This window comes from Mycolicibacterium setense (genome assembly GCF_000805385.1).
GTDB lineage: Bacteria > Actinomycetota > Actinomycetes > Mycobacteriales > Mycobacteriaceae > Mycobacterium > Mycobacterium setense.
In genome coordinates, this window is sequence record NZ_JTJW01000003.1 from 926929 (window position 1) to 943176 (window position 16248).

Below are 16248 nucleotides of genomic sequence, written 5' to 3' on the forward strand. Positions count from 1 at the left end.
AGAAATGTACGTGCCGGACGCGTTATCGCAGCCAACCCAGATGATCTGCCACCAGTGCGTAGCCGACGAACGCCACCGCGTCGATCACGGTGTGGGCGATGATCAGCGGCCACAGCCGTCCGGTGCGCTGCCATGCGTAGCCGAACACCAGGCCCATCACCACATTGCCCAGCCCGGCGCTGTAGCCCTGGTAGAGGTGATAGGCACCGCGCAGCAGGCTGGAGATGATCAGGGCCCGGCCCGGGCTCACGTCGAGCTGACGCAACCGGGTCATCAGGAACCCCACCACGATGACCTCTTCGGCCCAACCGTTGGCGAATGCCACGCCGAGCAGTACGGGGATGCGCCACCACGTGTCGTAAAGCTCGGCCGGCTCCACGTCGGCGCTGAGCCCCAGCATCCGGGCGAGCACGTAGAAACCTAGCCCCGGCAGGCCGATCAGAGCGGCCAGGCCGAGCCCGCCCAGCCCGTCGGCACGCCATTCCGGGCGCGACAGCCCGATCGCCGAGGGCCCGAAACCGCTGCGCCACAACAGGTATAGCGCCAGGGCGCCCCAGGCCAGCAGTTGCAGGATGACGGCCAGATGCAAGCCCAGATCGATCAGGTCGAACGGGGAGCGCTTCGGGTTCAGTGCGACCGTCTGCCCGGACAGGCCGAGCAGTACCGCTTCGATGAGCCGCAGGCCCGCGGTGTAGGCGCTGAGCCCGAACGTCACCGCCAACACGACGGCGATCTCGATCTTGAGCGTGCGGCGTTGCGGCTCGAGGTGCTCGTCGGGTCCGGTCGCCGAAGTCGTCACCGGAGCCACGGTAGCGGCGCCCGCGGCGCGGAGCGGATCGTGCGGGTCAGATCCGTCGCGCGCGCAGGCCGTTGAGGAACGGGCAGCCCATCAACACGCGGATGGCCTGACTGAGGCCGGTGACGTCGTCGACGGGCTTCGGGAACGGCAGGCGGACGTCGTGGTCGCCGTGTTCGTTCTCGACGCGCAGTTGCACCCCGTAGCGGTCCAGGCCGAGAGGGCGGACCCGTCCCTGGCGCAGGGTGATCGGCAGCCGGGTGGCCAGCCGTTCGACCACGTCGCGGTGCGAGGACTCCATGTGCTGCAGCCAGCCGGATTCCATCGCGCAGAACGGATCGGGGCGGGCCTGCAGCAGCGCTCCGAGCCCGACCGCCTCGGCGCCGGTGGCATCAGCCACCACCACCGACTCGATCTCCAGACGCATCAACGTGTAGTTGTCGTCATCGTGTGCGGGGTTCTGCTGTGCGTGGGAGTTGACTTGCAGCAGAGCGGGATTCGGGTTCTCGGCGGCGACAAGGTCGAGCAGTGCGGCCACCTCGGCGCTCGGTACGTGCTGCAGGCGGCCGCGGATCCACACCAGGGAGCGCACCGGCTCGCGCAGCGGCAGGGGGGCGTAATCGGTCATCTCCAGCACCGCCTGGACACCGGCCGAGCCTGCTGACATCGCCATGCCGGCCGGCGGGCTGGTCTCGGGGACGGTGATCGCGAAGGACCCGTCGTCGAGCAGGTGGTGAACGGGCGAGGCGACCGGTTCCATGCCCTCGACCGCGAGCATCGCTCCGCCGCCTCGTGCGCATGCGCTGCGGATCCGCTCGGCTGTCGTCGGTGTCGCTATGGCCATCTCGCCGCCTTCGAACTAGGTGAGGTGATTAGGTGAGGTAAGCCTAACTTAACTGGGCGACGCGGGACCGGCAAGGCTTTCGTGAAACACCGCTGGACCGTCATCGACCGGGGCTCGCCGACGCCGACCCGATAGGGTTGGGATGTGCCACGCATCGCCTACCTCGGTCCGGAGGGAACCTTTACCGAAGTGGCGTTACTGCAGATGGTGACCCACGAAATGGTGCCCGCTCTGCAATCGGCGAGCGACGGCACAGCCGGCTTCGCACCGGTGCTGACCGACAGCACCCCGGATGCACTGGCCGCGGTCCGCGACGGCCGGGCCGACTATGCCTGCGTTCCGATCGAGAACTCGATCGAAGGGTCGGTGCTGCCGACGCTGGACAGCCTGGCCGTCGGGACACCGCTCCAGATCTACGCCGAGCTGACCCTCGACGTGGCGTTCACCATCGTCACCCGGCCGGGGCACAGCGGGCCGGTGCAGACCGTGGCCGCCTTCCCGGTGGCGCTCGCGCAGGTACGTCAATGGCTGGCCGCCAACCTGCCCGACGCCGCGATCGTGCCCGCCACCTCCAATGCCGCAGCGGCCCACGACGTCGCCGAGGGCACCGCCGACGCCGGGGTGAGCACGCGGCTGGCCGCCGAGCGCTGCGGGCTGGACATCCTGGCCGCCGACGTCGTCGACGAAGCCAACGCCCGGACCCGCTTCGTGCTGGTCGGCGCGCCCGGCGTGCCGCCGTCGGCCACCGGCGCCGACCGCACCTCCGTCGTGTTGCGCCTGGACAACACCCCCGGCGCGCTGGTCGCCGCGATGACCGAGTTCTCGATCCGCGACATCGACCTCACCCGGATCGAAAGCCGGCCCACCAGAACCGAGCTGGGCACGTACATGTTCTTCCTCGACTGTGTGGGGCACATCGAGGACGATTCGGTGGCCGAGGCACTCAAAGCGCTGCACCGGCGTTGTACCGATGTGCGATATCTGGGTTCATGGCCGACCGGAGCGAGCGCGGGTGCGCCCCCGCCGCGTCTGGACGAGGCCACACGGTGGTTGACGGGTTTGCGCGACGGAACGGGCACCTCATGAGCGGACGGCTGATCCTCGTCCGCCACGGACAGTCCCAAGGCAACGTCGCGCGGCGTCTGGACACCCGGCCGCCGGGCGCAGAGCTGACCGAACTCGGCCACGACCAGGCCCGGCGGTTCGCCGGAACGCTCGGTCAGCGTCCGTCGATCCTGGCTCACTCGGTGGCTCGGCGCGCGGCACAGACGGCTGCCGGTATTGGCACCGAAACCGGCCTTGTCCCATTCGAATTCGAAGGGGTCCACGAAGTTCAGGTGGGTGAACTGGAGGACCGCAGCGACGACGCCGCCGTCGCCGAGTTCAACCGGATCTACGAACGCTGGCACCGGGGCGAACTGGACGTGCCGATGCCGGGCGGCGAGAGTGCCGAGGCGGTCCTGGCCCGCTACGTGCCCGTGCTCACCGAACTGCGCCTGCGGTATCTCGACGACAACGAGTTCAACAGCGACATCGTGGTGGTGAGCCACGGGGCGGCCATCCGGTTGGTGGCCGCCGTGCTGGCCGGCGTCGAGGGCAGCTTCGCCCTCGACCATCACCTGGGCAATACCGAATCGGTCGTGCTGGCACCGATCACCGACGGGCGCTGGAGCTGCGTGCAGTGGGCGGCGTTGACACCGCCGTTCTATCCGGAGCCCGGCGCAACGCCGGTCGCCGATGCGGTGACCGCCGATACCGACCCGATGGGCTAGGCGTACCGCCGGATCGACAGGTCACCCTCACGCGCGCACGGGCAGCCCACCGCCTGACAGTCGACGGTGAAGCTATGCGCTGCTTCCGGTGTGGTGCAGCCGTCGTCGGTGCATTCCGCGCGGTACTGGACGTGGATGATCACGGTGCCGTGGCAATGCTCCAGACCGGCTGCGCACTCCCGGCACTGGATCGTCATAGCCCGTTGATAGCACTGTGGGCCGACAAATGGCGGTTGCCGCGCCTGCTAGCCCCAACCCAACTCGTGCAGCCGCTCGTCATCAATCCCGAAATGATGCGCGATCTCGTGAATCACAGTGATGGCCACCTCGTCGACCACATCGGCCTCGCTGTCACAGAAATCCAGCAGGGCCCCGCGGTAGATCGTGATGGTGTCCGGCAATGACCCGGCGTACCAGGAATCCCGCTCCGTCAGCGCCACACCCCGGTACAGGCCGAGGATCTCGGGCTCGTCGGGGTCGCGATCCTCGACCAGGACCACGACGTTGTCGAGGGCGGCGGCCAACTGCGGCGGGATCAGATCGAGTGCGTCGGACACCAACTCGTCGAACCGCTGCGAACTCATCCGCACCGGCACGGGTTTACGGCCCCGGCGGTACGGGGACCGGCTCACCCGGCGGCGGACCGGCGGGCGGCGGCCCGCCGTCAGGAACGGGAGCCGGTGCCTGCTCGGGAGCGGGCGGCGGAGCCTGCTCGGGCGGCGGCGGGTTGAAGGTGTTGGCCTGGGTGGGAGCCGGCGCCGCTGTGGTCGCGGACTGCGGCAGGTGCTGGCCGCCCGACGAACTCGACGAACCCGAGGATCCGGACGAGCCCGAGCCCGATCCTGACGACCCTGAACTCGATGAGCCTGACCCCGACGAGCTCGAGCCTGAGGACGAACCCGAAGACGAGCCCGATCCCGACGAGCCTGATCCCGACGATGATGGCTCATCGACATCGGGCATCGGAACGGGCTCCATGTTGAGCCGCTCCTCCGGGATGTCAGGCGGCGCCACCGGCGGCTGCCCGTTGATCATCAGTGGTCCCTTGGCGCTGTTGACCAGCGTCGACCAGCCGCCGTTGCCCAGCGTGGCGCCGATGCTGCACGACACCTGGCGGCTGCCGGCCGACCAGCTGGGCAGCGAGATCGTGCTGTAGCTCAGGGCCAGCGTGGTGGTGCGCAACTGGACCGGGGCCAGGTAGGCGTCGGTCTGCGCGGTGCAGGCGTCCTTGATGAAGTTGTCCTGATCGCCCTCCGCGGGCAGCCCACCGGGGAACTTCTCGCCGAGGTTGACCGCGCCGGTGACCTCCATGGCGTGCGGCGCCGCACAATCCACCGGGACGTCGGTGGGCTGGTTCGTGGCGGCGTCGATGCCGAGGCAGGTGCCTGCGGCCCACACCTTCGACTGATCGAGGTCGGCCACCTTGCCCGTGGACTCCAATTGGCTGTCGCCGGGGCCGAGCAACTGCAGGCCGCACAGCATGCGCCGCTCGCCGGATTGCTTCCACGCCTTCTCGCCGGACCACAGCAGGCCGATGGTGTACTTGCCGTTCGGGTCGTACTTCGGTCCGAGGTAGCCGCGCACCGACGGGGTGCACTGTTCCTGGCTGATCTGCTTGATCCGGTCCACCGACGGCGGCGGCGCACCCGGCCCGTACTCGCTGCCGGGGAACGTGCGCATGTCGACGGCCTGTGCGACCTCGAAGCGATGGTTGTCCTTGCAGTCCACGATGTGCGCGGCGTCAGGATTACGGCCGGGCCAGTTCAGGCAGTCGCCGCGCTTGACGTGATTGAACGTGTCGTTGCCGCGGGGGCCGAGGGCGATCGCGCCCGGACCGGAGTTGGCCCCCTCGCTTCGGGGCAACGCGGTGATCACGCCGGCGATCAGCAGTGCGCCGAGCGCCGTCAACAGCAGCGCACGTCGCGTCGACGCGGCTGCCAGACTCTGCCACCACCGTTCCCGTGCCGGTTGTTCGTCCGGCGCAGGTGCGGCGAGCGGGTCCCCACTTTCGGGCTGCTCGGGGTGCTCGGGTGCTTCCAACATTGCCCTCCATTGTGACAGGCGTGTCAGGCCCTGTGACAACTGATGCAGTTGTAATGTTGCGAGGTTGTGCCCGGCGGCAGCGGGAATCAGGACGCCGTCGCTCCGCCGCACTTCGATCGACCACCTCAGATGTACGTCGCCGCATTTCAAAAAGTAGGGTTGCGCCCGTGATCGACCTCAAGCTGCTGCGCGACAATCCCGACACCGTCCGTGCGTCGCAACGGGCTCGCGGAGAGGACCCGGCGCTCGTCGACGCGCTGCTGCAGGCCGACACCGCGCGGCGGGCCGCCATCTCTGCTGCCGACAACCTGCGGGCCGAGCAGAAGGCCGCCAGCAAGCTGGTGGGCAAGGCGACACCCGAGGAACGTCCGGCGCTGCTGCAGCAGGCGAAGGATTTGGCCGAGCAGGTCAAGACCGCCGAGGCAGCCCAGGCCGAAGCCGAGAACGCCTTCACCGCCGCGCACATGGCGATCGGCAACGTGATCATCGACGGTGTTCCCGCCGGCGGTGAGGACGACTTCGTGGTGCTCGACACCGTCGGCGAGCCACGGGCGATCGAGAATCCGAAAGACCATCTTGAGCTCGGCGAGGCGCTCGGACTGATCGACATGGAACGCGGCGCCAAAGTGTCGGGTTCGCGGTTCTACTTCCTCACCGGCCACGGTGCGCTGCTGCAACTCGGCCTGCTGCAACTGGCCACCCAGGTGGCCGTGCAGAACGGTTTCACGCTGATGATCCCGCCGGTGCTGGTGCGCCCCCAGATCATGGCGGGCACCGGATTCCTCGGCGCGCACGCCGACGAGATCTACCATCTGGAGGACGACGACCTGTACCTCGTCGGCACCTCGGAAGTGCCGCTGGCGGGCTATCACTCAGACGAGATCCTCGACCTGTCGGCCGGCCCGCGGCGGTATGCCGGCTGGTCCTCGTGCTTCCGGCGGGAGGCGGGCAGCTACGGCAAGGACACCCGGGGCATCATCCGGGTGCACCAGTTCGACAAGGTCGAGGGCTTCATCTACTGCAAGCCCGAAGATGCCGTGGCCGAGCACCAGAAGCTGCTGGGCTGGCAGCGTCAGATGCTGACCGCCATCGAGGTGCCCTACCGGGTGATCGACGTCGCCGCAGGCGATCTCGGATCGTCGGCGGCGCGCAAGTACGACTGCGAGGCGTGGGTACCGACCCAGCGGACCTACCGCGAACTCACCTCCACCTCGAACTGCACGACGTTCCAGGCCAGGCGGTTGGCCACCCGCTACCGCGACGAGAACGGCAAGCCGCAGATCGCCGCGACCCTCAACGGAACGCTCGGTACCACCCGCTGGCTGGTGGCCATCCTGGAAAACCATCAGCAACCCGACGGCAGCGTGCGCGTTCCCGAGGCACTGGTGCCGTTCGTCGGCACCCCGGTGCTGGAACCCCGGTAACCGTCCACACCGCGGCCCAGTAGTACTGCGGACATGACGGGGGACGATGCGGTACGGGTGAGGGTGCTCGGCCCGGTACAGGCCTGGGTCGGCGATGACCCGGTGGATCTCGGGGCCCGGCTGCAACGGGCCCTGCTGGCGAGACTGGTTGCCGCCCACGGCCATACGGTGTCGGTCGACCGGCTGATCGACGACCTGTGGGAGGGCGAGCCGCCACCCAAGGCGCTGTCGGCTCTGCAGGTCTACGTCTCGCACCTACGGCGTGTGCTCGAGCCCGGGCGGCAGCGGCGGGCGCCGGCCCGCATCCTGGTCAGCGCCGCGCCCGGATACTGCCTGCGGCTGCCGGTCGACGCCGTCGATTCCTGGCAGTTCGAGGCCAAAGTCACTGCGGCATACGAAGAATCGGACCCGCAGCAGCGCGCGCGTCTGCTGGAGCAGGCACTGGCCGGTTGGTCGGGGGATCCTTTCGCAGGTGCCGGGGACGCGTTGTGGGCCGCACCGGAGGTGACCCGGCTGACCGAACTGCGGCTGGCCGCGGTGGAAGCCAGGGCCGCCGCGCTGGTCGAACTCGGCCGGTACGGCACCGCCGTCGCCGCCCTGGAGCGCCATTGCCACGAACGTCCCGGCCGCGAGGGCGCCGCCGCGGTGCTGGCGACGGCGCTGTACCGGACCGGCCGCCAGACCGACGCGCTGGATGTGTTGCGGCGCACCCGAGACCACCTGGTCGCCGAGCTGGGGCTCGAACCCGGCCGCGCACTGCGCGACCTCGAACGCGACATCCTGCGTCAGGCCGATCATCTGGAGCCGTCCCGGCCGGCTGCGCAGCCGGCCATACCGGAGATCGCGTCGCCCGATCGCATCGAGGCGGCCGCCTACGGCCGGACCGAGGAACTCGCGGAGATCGACTCGGCGGCAAAGGCGGTCGCCGTGGGTGGCAGCGCCGTGCTGTGGATCGCGGGCGAAGCGGGCTCGGGCAAGACCACTTTGGCCGCCGCCGCCACCACTCGGCTGCGCGCCGCGGGCTGGCGGACCGTGCACGGCCGCTGTCCTGAAGTGCACGGCGCACCGGCCGGGTGGGCGTGGACCGAGGTGCTGCGTGACCTTCTCGACCCGGCGAGCCCGGTGGAGGACAGGCACGCGCTGGGACCTCTGCTGCACGACGGCGCCGCGGTCGAGCCCGGCACATTCTGGTTGGGGCACGCGGTGGCCGATGTCTTGAGCGCGGTCGCCGAGCAGCGGCCGCTGGCCGTCGTGCTCGATGACCTGCACCGCACCGACGGCCTGACGTTGGAGCTGCTGCGCCTGGTGGCCGACCGGATCAAGGACCTGCCGGTGCTGGTCATCGGCACCTATCGACCCTCGGAGGATCGTGGCGAATTGGAAGTGGCCCGGGCCGCGCTGACGGTGCATACCGCGGCGCACCTGATGCTCGGCGGGCTGGATGCCGCGGCCACCGCCGCGCTGGCCGCCGACTGCGGGATGACCGCCGTCAGCGGCGAGGCCCTCAGGTTGCTGCGGGAGCGGACCGGCGGCAACCCGCTGTTCGTCCGGGAACTGGCCCGGCTGATGGCGGCCGAAGGACCGGAGGCGGTGTGGGCGTCGGTGCCGGTCGGGGTCCGTGATGTGTTGCGGCGCAGGCTTGCCCGGCTACCCGGCCAGACCGTCACCGCGCTGCGTCAGGCCGCCGTACTGGGGCGTGACATCGATGTCGACCTGCTGTCCGAACTGGGCCGCAGCGACCCGGAAGACCTGCTCGACGCGCTCGAGCCGGCCGTCCTGCTGGGGCTGCTCGACGAGCCCGAGCCCGGTCGGTTGCGGTTCGCGCACGCGCTGGTTCGCGACACGCTTTACGAGGACACCTCGAAGCTGCGCCGGTCGCGGCTGCATGCCGCCGCGCTGGAGTTGCTCCGCGCACCGGGCCGTTCGGTCGATCCGGCTGCCCTGGCGCACCACGCCGTCGCGGCGGCGACGGCCGAAACAGCTTCGGCCGCTGCGGCTTTCGCCACCGAGGCGGCTCGTGAAGCGGATTCGGTCGGTGCCCACGCCGAAGCCGCCCGGCAGTGGCGTGCGGCTGTGCAGATGCTGGAGCTGGCGACCGGCCGCCGACTGCTGCCGCCGGCCGACGGTCTGGAAGACGAGATCGACGCCCGTTGCGGGCTGATCTCCGCGCTGGCGCAGTCCGGTGACGCCGTCGCGGCCCGGGCCGAGATGAAGGCCGCGCTGCATCTGTTGAGCGGGAAGTCGCGCGACGACCTGACGGTCCGCGTGCTCACCGCGTGGGACACCCCGTTGGTGTGGCGGGACCGGGAATACGACGAGTCCGACACCCAGATGATCGGGCTGCTGCGCCGCGTGCTGGCGGGCGCCGGAACCACACAGCACACCGGACTCACAGTGGCCGACCGGATTCGGCTGCTCAAGGCGCTCTACGTGGAATTGGAGGGCACAGATCCCGAAGGGGCGCTGGCCGCCAGTACCGAACTGCTCGGCTTGGCGCGACAGGCCTATGCGGAGGATCCGGGATCGTCGGGCCGGCTGCTGTGCACCGCACTCAACGTCCGGGCCTACTGCGCGTTGGGTCCCGACCTCGATGCCGAACGTGACTCGACAGCCGCCGAACTGCTGCGGACCGCGGAGGCCACCGAGCAGGCCGACTATCAAGCGGTGGCGCACTGGCTGCTGTCGCTGGCGGCGGGTCACCGGTCCGACCTGGCGACGGCGAAACGACACGTCGACATCGCGGTGGCCCGGGCCGGCACGGGTCAGCTCGTCCATCTTCTCGGTGTGCTCGGCCTGTTCCGGGCGCGGATGCACCTACTGGCGGGGCGCCTCGACGACGCGGTGAGCGCCTACACCGATCTGGCGGCGCGCATGGTGGAGAACGGCGCCGCCAACGGTGCCAAGCTGGCGATGGTGGGCCGGGTGACGGGCGAGTTCTGCCTCGGGGATCTGGGACTCCTGGCCGACGAGCTGGTGTTCTTCTACAAGGAGGTGTCGGTCGCCGCGCTGGACGCCGCCGTGCTCGCCCTGATCGCACGCGGCCGCGAGGCCGAGGCGCGAGAGCTGTGGCGAGACCGCGGGCCGATCGAGCGGGCGTACTTCTGGCTCCCGTTCACTGTGCTGCGCGTCAACGCGGCGGTGGCGCTCGGCGACCTCGACGAAGTCCGGGCCCGGGCGGCCGACCTCGGACCGTACTCCGGCCGCATCGCCGGACTCGGCGTCGACGGGCTGATGGTGGGCCCGGTGGACGACGCGCTCGCCGCCGCCGCCGACGCGCTGGGCCGGCCGGATGAAGCACATCGTTACCGGGTGGCCGCGTCGGCGCTGCGCGACCGGCTGGCCGCCGAAGCCCGCGGCTTCCTCGACTGAACACCGAAGACCGCCCGTTCCCGCCGCCGGTGGATCAGCCGCAACACCGACAGCAGGACGCGGAACCCGATCCCGACGTGTTGTGCCAGCGTCGAACGTTCCTCCTCGGTCATCACGGCCAGCGAGCGCGGACCGTCGAACGACAGCCGGCTGCCGTCCCGGGCGGCGCGTTCCACCGACTCCCAGTCCGCCACCGACACGTGCTCGGTGATCAGCGGGAAAACCTCGAGTTCCTCGTCGTTGATGTGTTCGGTCAGCAGCGCCGTGAGTTCGTCCAGCTCGATCGCCATGAGGGCGGCGATCTGGCGGTCGCCCATCGACAGCCGGAACGCCGCGGCGCGGGCCCGCAGCTGGTCCAACCGCGGGTCGAGGGCGGCATGGTCGTCGGTCAGCTCGCTCAGGTCGACGTGGTTGCCCGCACTTGCCCGGATCACCGGCCACACCACGGTGTCCTCGGTGGTGTGGTGATGGTGGATGGAATCGCACAGCCACTCCAGGTACCGCGCGATGGCCCGGGCGCGGCCGGGTGTGCAGATCACATCCCGGTCCCGCACCGCCGCGGCCAGTTCGGTCAGCCGGCGCAGATCGGCAAGCATCGCCCGGTGAGCCAGGGTGATACCCAGCAGGTCCGGTGCGGGATCGCCTGAGTGACTGGGGGCGACGGTGTCTGTGGTTGGCACGGTGGTGCTCCTCGGATCGGGCCGATCCTGGTGTGGCGGATCGGAACTGTTGGAGCACAGCCTGGATGCGGCGACTTAAGTGCGACTTGTATCCGGCTTGTCACGGCCACAGTAGGGTTGCAGCCATGATCGACATCGACCTTGGCGAAGTGCGCAACTGGTTCGGCTTCGGCGTGGCCGGCAACTTTGCCGGCCATCTCGAGCAGGCGGGGGAGGCCGGGGATTTCGTCAAGGTTGTGACCGAAGGGTATGCGCCCAAAGGCATCTTTCCGTGGTATGCGCCGGGCCGGGACGACTTCCTGGGTGAATTTCCGCTGTCCAGCGATGCCATCCAGCTGCCAGAGCCCGGTGAGGTGGACGGTCCGCTGAACCTGCAGATCGAGCCCGAGGTGGGGGTGGCCTGCCACGTCGTATGGAACGGCGACACCGTGGCACGGCTGGAGCCGTTCGCCCTCGGTGCCTTCAACGACTGCTCGATCCGCAGGCCCGGTGCGCCGAAGATCAGCTACAAGAAGAACTGGGGCCCGGCCTCCAAAGGGGTTGCGCCGCAGTTCTTCGAGATCAGCGATCTCACCCCGGACGGTCCCACCGCCACCATGCGGCTGGTCTGCTACCTCAGCGAGGACGGCGGGCAACAGCATGCCTACGGGGTGGACTCACCGTTGGTCGGCTACTCGTACTACGGCGAGGTGTTGCTCGACTGGATCGTCGAACGGCTCGCCAACCAGAAGGGTTCGGCAGATACACCGTTGGAGGATGTCGGAGCCCTGATGGTGGCCAGCGGCCATCCCGAGAACGTGCTGATCGGTATCGGCGCCACCCGCTACACGCCGCTGGGCGAGTCCACCTACCTCAAGCCGGGGGACGAGGCCATCGTTCGGGTGTACGACAGCGCCTCCAGCGCGGCTTCCGAACTGCGGCAGGTGGTCTCGGCCCGTTAGTGGCCGAGCAATTCGTCGAGGCGGGCGACGAACTCATCCGGGCGGGCGGGGGTGAACGCCGGATCGGGGCGAGTTCCGTCGACCTTCAAGGTGACCAGCGTCGACCGCAGCGGCCGCCACACATCCAGGGGCAGCCAGCGGCGCAGGTCCGAACTGCCCCAGATGCGGAATCTGTTGAGGACCAGGCCCAGCGACTCGGCCTTGTAGGAGCGGATGTCCCGCAGCGGAATCACTTTCGAGGTTCCTGAGGGAAAGTGGTAGCGCCGCAACGTGATCGCCTCGCGATCCAGCTGGATCAGGCCGTCGTCGTAATACTGGCGCGGGGCGTTCATGCCTTACCGCACCGCAACTCGTGGCCCTGGGTCGTCAGGCACTTGCCGTTCTCCAGGTTCCACTGCCAGCCGTGCAGATTGCAGGTGAGCGTGTTTCCTTCCACCACACCGAATTTCGACAGGTCCGCCTTCAGGTGCGGGCACCGGCGCTGGATCTCCCAACCGTCCAGGGTGATGGACGAGGAATCGTCGTGGGCTTCGGCGAACCAGCCGTCGGCGTAGGCGATCCGCTCATCGGTCAGGCACTTGAAGAACGTGTACAGGTATTCGTTGTAGCCGCCGACGCGCCAGGCTTTGAACCTGGTGGACAGGAAGATGGTGTTCACCCAGTCCGGTTCGTCGTCGCGCAGCACGGTGCGCACCAGCTCGGGCGGGATCGCGAAGCCGTAGCGGAACTTCTCATCTGGGATGGGTTCGCGTACAAGGCGCTTCGGGAAATCCAGTACCACGGTCTCGCTGTGGCCCGCTCCGTCGAGTCGCAGCTCCACCGGATAGCCGATGCCGTCGCAGATCTGGTCGGTCTGGCTCATGATCGGCTCGAACAGCGTCCGCAGCCCCGGCAGCAGGGGTTCTCCGGCCGGCGGGGCCCATGACGCCTTCTCCGCGGCCAGCACCGGGGCCATCCGCTGCGCGTACTCCTCGATGTACGCGGCTTTCCCGGTGGTGAAGATAGACTCCGGATCCTCGACCGGGTGGGTCAGCGAATCCAGTTGCGAGCCGGTGAAATTCGCCGAGCTGCCGGGCATCATCAGCAGGCCACCCTCGTGGCCGTGGCTGCGCATCTGATCCAGGAACACCACCTGGTCGGGGAAGATGTTCGCCGGATCGCCGTGGTCGTCGTTGAGATCGCGCAGTTCGGGATCCAGGAAGCACGGCGGCCCGGCTGAGGGGATCACCCAGGTCGCACCGACCTGTGCGATGTACTGGCGGCACCGGTCCATCTGCCGTTGGCGCTTCTGGATTCCGAAGGCCTCCTTGGCGCGGGCAGGCATGTCGTAGACCATGGGGTACCAGATGGCTCCCGAGTACTGCAGCATGTGCACGTCGACCTGACCGAAATCGGCTTCGAGCACGTCGAGATCGACGGGCCGCGCGTCGTTCATGTTGAAGGCGACCGTCTCGCCGTCGTCGACCACCAGGCCTGAATCACCGATCGGTCCGTCGGCAGGTGCGCGCAGCGCGATGATCATCACATCGAGGTCGCCCTTGGGGCCGCTCACCGTGTGCTTGACCGAATCGGTGGTCTCGAAGAACCGGTGAAAGCCCAGTGCCTCGAGGGCGCGCTGCAAATCGGGCACCGGGAAGTCGGGCAGCAGCACCACGGCGTCCTTGTTGACGTGGCGGCGCAGGTTCTCCGGGTCGAAGTGGTCCTTGTGCAGATGTGACACGTAGAGGTAATCGACATCGCCGAGCGTGTCCCAATCGAGTCCGCGGTTGTCCGGGAACGGGAACCACGAGGCGAAATAGGCGGGGTTGACCCAGGGATCGCACAAAATGCTGCCAGCCTTGGTCTCGATCAGGAAGCCGGCATGCCCGACGCTGGTGACCTGCACAAACAGCCTTTCGATGGAGTACTTCGATGCCCGCCCAGCCTAGCCCGACTTGGGTGACGCGCTGATAAGGGCTGGGATTAGGCTGGCTACGTGGAACCTGTGTACGGGACAGTCATACAACTTGCTCGGCTGGCCTGGCGGCTGCAGGGGCTGAAATTCACGGTGACCGGGGTGGAGAACCTTCCGGTCACCGGCGGCGCGGTGGTGGCCATCAACCACACCAGCTATTTCGACTTCACGTTCGCCGGTTTGCCCGCCTATCTGCAGAAGCGGGGCCGCAAGGTGCGGTTCATGGCAAAGAAGGAAGTCTTCGACAACAAGGTCACCGGGCCGGTGATGCGCAGCCTGCGCCACATCGAGGTGGATCGGGACAGTGGCTCGGCGTCCTACGAGTCGGCCTGCGACTATCTCAAGGCCGGTGAGCTGGTCGGGGTGTACCCGGAGGCGACGATCAGCCGCAGCTTCGAGATCAAGGACTTCAAGTCCGGTGCGGCGCGGATGGCGATCGACGCCGGCGTGCCGATCGTGCCGCACATCGTGTGGGGCGCGCAGCGCATCTGGACCAAGGGACACCCGAAGAACCTGTACCGGCCCAAGGTGCCGATCTCGATCGCGGTGGGTGAGCCGATCCAGCCGACGCTGCCCGCGGCCGAGCTCACCGCACTCCTGCATTCGCGCATGCAACATCTGCTCACCCAGGTGCAGGACGCCTACGGCCCGTATCCGCCCGGTGAGTTCTGGGTGCCGCACCGGCTGGGCGGTTCGGCGCCGACGCTGGCCGAGGCCAACCGGATGGATGCCGAGGAGGCTGCCGCGAAGGCGGCCAAGCGAGCCGAGGCCGGCCCCGCCGGAACTTCCGGACCCACCGAGCCCACTGGGGCTCCGGGATAGGGCGCATATGGAACCGGTCTTCCGAAGTTTGGAGATTGCCGCCGGGCTCGCGGTGCGGGCCACCGGAACCCGGATCACGTTCCGTGGGCTCGACAATCTTCCCGCTACGGGCGGTGCCGTCATCGCCATCAACCACACCAGCTACGTGGACTTCCTTCCGGCGGCTCTGGCCGCCACCCGACGTGGCCGCCGGATGCGGTTCATGATCAAAGCCGAAATGGAGCAGGTGAAGCCCGTGGCCTATCTGATCAAGCACACCGGGACCATCCCGGTCGACCGCCGGGCCGGAGCGGGCGCATACGCCGTCGCGGTGGAGGCCCTGCGCCGTGGTGAGTTGGTCGGTGTGTATCCCGAGGCCACGATCAGCCGCAGTTTCGAGCTCAAGGGTTTCAAGACCGGCGCGGCGCGCATGGCGGTGGAAGCCGGTGTGCCGATCATTCCGCTGATCGTCTGGGGTGCGCAGCGCATCTGGACCAAAGATCATCCTAAGACGCTGGGCCGCAAGAAGATTCCGATCTCCGTGCTGGTGGGTGAGCCGATGGTGGCGAAGGGTTCTGTGGCCGAGATCGATGACACCCTGCGGGCCGGGATGTCGGCCCTGCTGAGCGAGGCCCAGCGGGATTACCCCGCACCCGCCGGGGCGTACTGGGTGCCGAACCGGCTGGGTGGCAGCGCGCCGACGCCCGCACAGGCCAAGCAGCTCGACGAGGCGGAGTTGGCGGAACGTGCGCGCAAGCGGGCGAGCGAAGCGACGGGGCGAACCTGATGAGCGCTGAGCGGGCGCCGGGGCTGATCGCCACCGACGTGGACGGAACGCTGCTCGACGAGGACGAGAAGGTCACGCCACGCACCCGGGCGGCGGTGCAGGCCGCGGTCGAGGCGGGGGCGACCTTCGTGCTGGCCACCGGGCGACCGCCGCGGTGGATCGCGCCCGTGGTCGACGGACTCGGCCTGGCTCCGATGGCGGTGTGCGCCAATGGCGCGGTGATCTATGACCCGGCCACCGATCGGATAGTGTCGGCCCGCACGCTGTCCTCCGAAGCGCTCGGCGAGCTCGCCGAGATCGCCACCCGGGTGATCCCGGGCGCGGGACTGGCGGTGGAACGAGTGGGCTCCTCCGCACACGACGCGGCGACTCCGCAGTTCGTCAGCTCCCCGGGGTATGAGCACGCCTGGCTGAACCCGGACAACACCGAGGTGTCGGTCGAGGATCTGCTCAGTGCCCCCGCCGTCAAGCTGCTGATCCGCATGGCCGGCGCGCGCAGTGCCGACATGGCCGCGGAGCTGATCAAACATGTTGGGCTGCAAGGTGATATCACCTACTCGACCAACAACGGGCTGATCGAGGTGCTGCCGCTGGGCATCAGCAAGGCCACGGGTGTCGAGGAGTTGGCGACCCCGCTGGGGTTCACCGCCGCCGATATCGTGACCTTCGGCGACATGCCCAACGACGTACCGATGCTGCGCTGGGCCAGGCGGGGAGTGGCGATGGGCAATGCCCACCCCGAGGCGGTCGACGCGGCCGACGAGATCACCGTGACCAATGCCGAGGACGGCGTGGCGCGCGTGCTGGAACGCTGGTGGTCCTGAGCCGTCCCGATGC

General features: G+C 68.7%; 16 protein-coding genes. 8 read left to right on the forward strand and 8 right to left on the reverse strand.

Annotated elements, in window-relative coordinates; genetic code table 11:
- Positions 1-22: 22 nt before the first annotated feature.
- On the reverse strand, positions 23-799 hold the full coding sequence (locus QQ25_RS05945) for a CPBP family intramembrane glutamic endopeptidase (protein WP_039377866.1): 777 nt from the start codon (positions 797-799) through the stop codon (positions 23-25).
- 46 nt (positions 800-845) lie between these two features.
- Positions 846-1640, reverse strand: coding sequence for a DUF2470 domain-containing protein (locus QQ25_RS05950; protein WP_039326273.1), 795 nt, complete (start codon positions 1638-1640; stop codon positions 846-848).
- Between the two features lie 144 nt (positions 1641-1784).
- On the opposite strand from QQ25_RS05950, the gene pheA reads away from it, so the two are divergent.
- Both pheA and QQ25_RS05960 read left to right on the forward strand, forming a co-directional pair.
- Positions 1785-2726, forward strand: a complete 942-nt coding sequence (gene pheA / locus QQ25_RS05955) for a prephenate dehydratase (RefSeq protein WP_039326271.1) — start codon at positions 1785-1787, stop codon at positions 2724-2726.
- Positions 2723-3412, forward strand: a complete 690-nt coding sequence (locus QQ25_RS05960; protein ID WP_039326268.1) for a histidine phosphatase family protein — start codon at positions 2723-2725, stop codon at positions 3410-3412. Before pheA ends, QQ25_RS05960 begins: the two co-directional genes overlap by 4 nt.
- Here QQ25_RS05960 and QQ25_RS05965 read toward each other — a convergent pair.
- Genes QQ25_RS05965 through QQ25_RS05975 form a run of 3 tightly spaced genes read right to left on the reverse strand, consistent with a single transcriptional unit; the run spans position 3409 to position 5455 of the window.
- A complete protein-coding gene (locus QQ25_RS05965) occupies positions 3409-3609 on the reverse strand; it encodes a hypothetical protein (RefSeq protein ID WP_039326266.1) in 201 nt (66 codons plus the stop codon). The two genes, QQ25_RS05960 and QQ25_RS05965, sit on opposite strands and share 4 nt — an antisense overlap.
- A 48-nt stretch (positions 3610-3657) precedes the next feature.
- The gene (locus tag QQ25_RS05970) at positions 3658-4008 is read right to left on the reverse strand and encodes a metallopeptidase family protein (RefSeq protein ID WP_039326264.1); all 351 of its coding nucleotides are present in this window, start codon (positions 4006-4008) and stop codon (positions 3658-3660) included.
- Between the two features lie 4 nt (positions 4009-4012).
- A complete protein-coding gene (locus QQ25_RS05975; RefSeq protein ID WP_039326262.1) occupies positions 4013-5455 on the reverse strand; it encodes a septum formation family protein in 1443 nt (480 codons plus the stop codon).
- Between the two features lie 167 nt (positions 5456-5622).
- On the opposite strand from QQ25_RS05975, the gene serS reads away from it, so the two are divergent.
- Together serS and QQ25_RS05985 are read left to right on the forward strand one after the other, a co-directional pair.
- The gene (gene serS, locus QQ25_RS05980; protein WP_039377656.1) at positions 5623-6879 is read left to right on the forward strand and encodes a serine--tRNA ligase; all 1257 of its coding nucleotides are present in this window, start codon (positions 5623-5625) and stop codon (positions 6877-6879) included.
- Positions 6880-6912: 33 nt separating this feature from the next.
- Complete coding sequence (locus QQ25_RS05985; protein ID WP_039377657.1) at positions 6913-10248, forward strand: ATP-binding protein; 3336 nt, start codon at positions 6913-6915, stop codon at positions 10246-10248.
- Here QQ25_RS05985 and QQ25_RS05990 read toward each other — a convergent pair.
- Positions 10182-10928 carry a hemerythrin domain-containing protein gene (locus tag QQ25_RS05990; RefSeq protein ID WP_234711847.1) on the reverse strand — a complete coding sequence of 249 codons (747 nt, stop codon included), beginning with the start codon at positions 10926-10928 and terminating at the stop codon, positions 10182-10184. The genes QQ25_RS05985 and QQ25_RS05990 overlap by 67 nt on opposite strands.
- A 125-nt stretch (positions 10929-11053) precedes the next feature.
- On the opposite strand from QQ25_RS05990, the gene QQ25_RS05995 reads away from it, so the two are divergent.
- A complete protein-coding gene (locus tag QQ25_RS05995; RefSeq protein ID WP_039326257.1) occupies positions 11054-11869 on the forward strand; it encodes a DUF5718 family protein in 816 nt (271 codons plus the stop codon).
- On the opposite strand, the gene QQ25_RS06000 is transcribed toward QQ25_RS05995, so the two are convergent.
- Together QQ25_RS06000 and QQ25_RS06005 are read right to left on the reverse strand one after the other, a co-directional pair.
- The gene (locus QQ25_RS06000) at positions 11866-12201 is read right to left on the reverse strand and encodes a hypothetical protein (RefSeq protein ID WP_039377658.1); all 336 of its coding nucleotides are present in this window, start codon (positions 12199-12201) and stop codon (positions 11866-11868) included. The genes QQ25_RS05995 and QQ25_RS06000 overlap by 4 nt on opposite strands.
- Positions 12198-13754 (reverse strand): MBL fold metallo-hydrolase, encoded by a 1557-nt coding sequence (locus QQ25_RS06005; RefSeq protein ID WP_039377659.1) that lies wholly within the window; start codon positions 13752-13754, stop codon positions 12198-12200. Before QQ25_RS06005 ends, QQ25_RS06000 begins: the two co-directional genes overlap by 4 nt.
- Before the next feature lie 90 nt (positions 13755-13844).
- Here QQ25_RS06005 and QQ25_RS06010 point away from each other — a divergent pair, with 90 nt between their 5' ends.
- From QQ25_RS06010 to QQ25_RS06020, 3 genes are read left to right on the forward strand one after another with little or no spacing between them, the layout of a single operon-like run.
- Positions 13845-14645: a lysophospholipid acyltransferase family protein gene (locus QQ25_RS06010; protein WP_039326251.1), complete on the forward strand. Its 801-nt coding sequence runs from the start codon at positions 13845-13847 to the stop codon at positions 14643-14645.
- Positions 14646-14652: 7 nt separating this feature from the next.
- The gene (locus QQ25_RS06015; RefSeq protein WP_039326249.1) at positions 14653-15411 is read left to right on the forward strand and encodes a lysophospholipid acyltransferase family protein; all 759 of its coding nucleotides are present in this window, start codon (positions 14653-14655) and stop codon (positions 15409-15411) included.
- On the forward strand, positions 15411-16235 hold the full coding sequence (locus tag QQ25_RS06020) for a Cof-type HAD-IIB family hydrolase (protein WP_039377660.1): 825 nt from the start codon (positions 15411-15413) through the stop codon (positions 16233-16235). Before QQ25_RS06015 ends, QQ25_RS06020 begins: the two co-directional genes overlap by 1 nt.
- The last annotated feature ends 13 nt before the right edge of the window (positions 16236-16248 follow it).

Excerpts from the sequence above, each read along its gene's own strand:
- QQ25_RS05950 (WP_039326273.1), bottom strand. The coding sequence starts at position 1,640 with ATGGCCATAGCGACACCGACGACAGCCGAGCGGATCCGCAGCGCATGC.
- QQ25_RS05965 (WP_039326266.1), bottom strand. The coding sequence starts at position 3,609 with ATGACGATCCAGTGCCGGGAGTGCGCAGCCGGTCTGGAGCATTGCCAC.
- QQ25_RS05975 (WP_039326262.1), bottom strand. The coding sequence starts at position 5,455 with ATGTTGGAAGCACCCGAGCACCCCGAGCAGCCCGAAAGTGGGGACCCG.
- QQ25_RS06020 (WP_039377660.1), top strand. The coding sequence starts at position 15,411 with ATGAGCGCTGAGCGGGCGCCGGGGCTGATCGCCACCGACGTGGACGGA.
- QQ25_RS05995 (WP_039326257.1), top strand. The coding sequence starts at position 11,054 with ATGATCGACATCGACCTTGGCGAAGTGCGCAACTGGTTCGGCTTCGGC.
- QQ25_RS06000 (WP_039377658.1), bottom strand. The coding sequence starts at position 12,201 with ATGAACGCCCCGCGCCAGTATTACGACGACGGCCTGATCCAGCTGGAT.
- QQ25_RS05960 (WP_039326268.1), top strand. The coding sequence starts at position 2,723 with ATGAGCGGACGGCTGATCCTCGTCCGCCACGGACAGTCCCAAGGCAAC.
- QQ25_RS06015 (WP_039326249.1), top strand. The coding sequence starts at position 14,653 with ATGGAACCGGTCTTCCGAAGTTTGGAGATTGCCGCCGGGCTCGCGGTG.
- QQ25_RS05985 (WP_039377657.1), top strand. The coding sequence starts at position 6,913 with ATGACGGGGGACGATGCGGTACGGGTGAGGGTGCTCGGCCCGGTACAG.